2 protein-coding genes are annotated in these 2,420 nt (G+C 32.6%); one reads left to right on the top strand and one right to left on the bottom strand.

Annotation, left to right across the window (positions count from 1 at the left end; all coding sequences use genetic code 11):
- Nucleotides 1–269: 269 nt before the first annotated feature.
- Complete coding sequence (locus P8M54_RS03815; RefSeq protein WP_300285399.1) at nt 270–1,421, bottom strand: ATP-binding protein; 1,152 nt, start codon at nt 1,419–1,421, stop codon at nt 270–272.
- Nucleotides 1,422–1,798: 377 nt separating this feature from the next.
- Between P8M54_RS03815 and P8M54_RS03810 the strand changes: the two genes are divergently transcribed.
- On the top strand, nt 1,799–2,420 hold a 622-nt coding region (locus P8M54_RS03810), incomplete at its 3' end, for a TIGR00730 family Rossman fold protein (protein WP_300285397.1).

The following is a 2,420-nucleotide window of genomic DNA, read 5'->3' as shown; positions in this document are numbered from 1 at the left end:
CTTTTTAACGACTTAACCGCAACAAACCTAGCAATTGCTGCATAAAAAACAAGCTTGCTTAGCGAGGCTGTATTCAATTATACAAGGATGAATTTTGAGGTAAATGAGTGGAAAACGGAGTTTTTTCACAGCCTGACGTTTGGTCGCTTGGCGATGTGGCGGATTAAGGAAGCCTAATCTTTCGGTTAATGACTAATTTTCCAAGTACAAAACCATCTTCAAATTAAGCCTAATCCCGCCATATTGCCAAACGACGGTTAGGTGCTGTATTATTTTTTCTTTTTAGATTTTGGTTGTAATAATTTTCCAAATATTGCTTGATGATTTGTTTTTTCGTTGATTGCTAAAGCTAAAGGTTCAATTGCATTTTCTGAAAACACAACTTTGTGTGTTTTGTCAAGAGTTTCAATCCAGATAAATTGATTGAATTCTTTATTCAGTTTCGTTTCGCCAGGATTTTCTATTGGTAAATTTTCATCATTTATCCAGTTCAAATATTTAAAGACAAATTTTAATTGATTAGTGGTAAAATTGAAATTTGTTTTTTGCTTCACTTTTTCCGTTAATGAAGAAAAGTATATAAAATCTCTTGGTGTTTTACTTTTTAATTCTCCAACAATTTTATAAATAGGTTTTCCTTCATCAGTTGAAATTTTTCCAATTTCTCCTGCTGAAATAGCATTTAGTATGATATTAAATATTCCATTTTCTGTTTGGTCAATATCTATTTCACTACTTGACAATAAATTGTCTTTTGAATTATAACCGTAAACTGTATTGTTTTTAGGATTTAGTATTAAAACTTCTCTTGGGTTGATGTCAAACATTTCGGGTAGCAGTTTTGACCAAATTTCCATAAACTCTTTATTTTTTTCGTTTGCTTTTATTTGCAAAAAACGATTGAAATCTTGAGTTGTTGAATTTGCAATTTCATTTTTACCAGAAGCTCTATAAATGATGTCACCTTTTTTAATTTTATATTCTGGAAAGTCATTAATTGGAATAATAATTTGATTTTGCTTTTCAATTAGTAAATAGAAGAATTTTCGTGTGCCTGATTGAAAAGATTGTAAATCTAAATCAACACCAACTTTAGCTATTTTATTAAATTGTTGTGAAATTAAATTCAAATCAATTTTTGTAAGCAAATCAAAGTTTTTAATATCCAAACCAATGTCTTCCAAATTTCCACTTGATTTATCTTCTTTTATTCCTAGAATTAAAATTCCACCTTCTGAATTAGAAAATGAAAGAATGTCTTTCGCAAAATTCCTCATAAAAATTTCCACAGCGTCAGTTAATCCGTAAAAATTTAACTCAAACTTGTAATCATAATGATTATTCTCTTTCGGGAATATTCCGTGATTTTTTAAGTTATCTATGGTTATAACAATCTGTTCTTTTAAGCGTTTTAGGTTCATTTTTCAATTGTATTTTTTTCGTCTCGTGAGGAAATATAGCACCTAACTCATATATAACATCAAATATACACCTCTTTTTCAAATTTTCGAGAACTACATTAAGTTTTTTCTTATTTTAAAAAGTAGTACTCCGCTCCCAGCCTTTTCAATTGTAAAGAACAAATCTTAAAAATTAATGAGTATGCTATTGCTTTATTTTAAAAATAGACTACTTTAGTATTTTGGTCCCTAGCACAGCTTGCAGCGACATCTTCTCAATGAGAAAACAAACTCTTACGGCGGTTTCCGCGATAGGAAATAGAGCGGAGAGCTAGTCACGAGCGAAGCAATCTGACGAAGTAAATGGCACCAAAAGAATAATTTAAAATAATAAAGAAATGAGATTAGAAGATTTTGACAATGACGAGGATAAAATAATCCAAGATCGATTGAAGCAAAAAACATGGAATGAGATACGTACAAACGATAGTTGGGCGATTTTTAAAATCATGGCGGAGTTTGTAAATGGGTACGAAACTATGGGACGTATTGGTCCGTGTGTGTCCATTTTTGGGTCGGCACGTACTAAGCCTGAGGATAAATATTACCAATTAGCGGAGCGTATTGCCTACAAAATTAGTAAAGCAGGCTACGGCGTAATCACTGGTGGTGGTCCCGGAATCATGGAAGCTGGTAACAAAGGTGCGCATCTAGGTGGTGGAACATCAGTAGGATTGAATATTGAGTTGCCTTTCGAGCAGCACTTTAATCCGTATATTGACCACGACACGAACCTGAATTTTGATTACTTTTTTGTGCGCAAAGTTATGTTTGTAAAATATTCGCAAGGTTTTGTAGTAATGCCAGGTGGTTTTGGAACTTTAGACGAAATGTTTGAGGCCATTACCCTGATCCAAACTAAAAAAATTGCTCGTGTCCCTATCATCTTAGTGGGTACTTCGTACTGGTCTGGTTTGATCGAATGGGTTAAAACGGTCTTGATCGAACAAGAAAAAACAG

The sequence above is a fragment of the Flavobacterium sp. genome (assembly GCF_029242675.1).
Lineage (GTDB): Bacteria > Bacteroidota > Bacteroidia > Flavobacteriales > Flavobacteriaceae > Flavobacterium.
The sequence above is the reverse complement of the archived record's forward strand: the minus strand, read 5'-3'. Positions and strand labels throughout refer to the sequence as shown.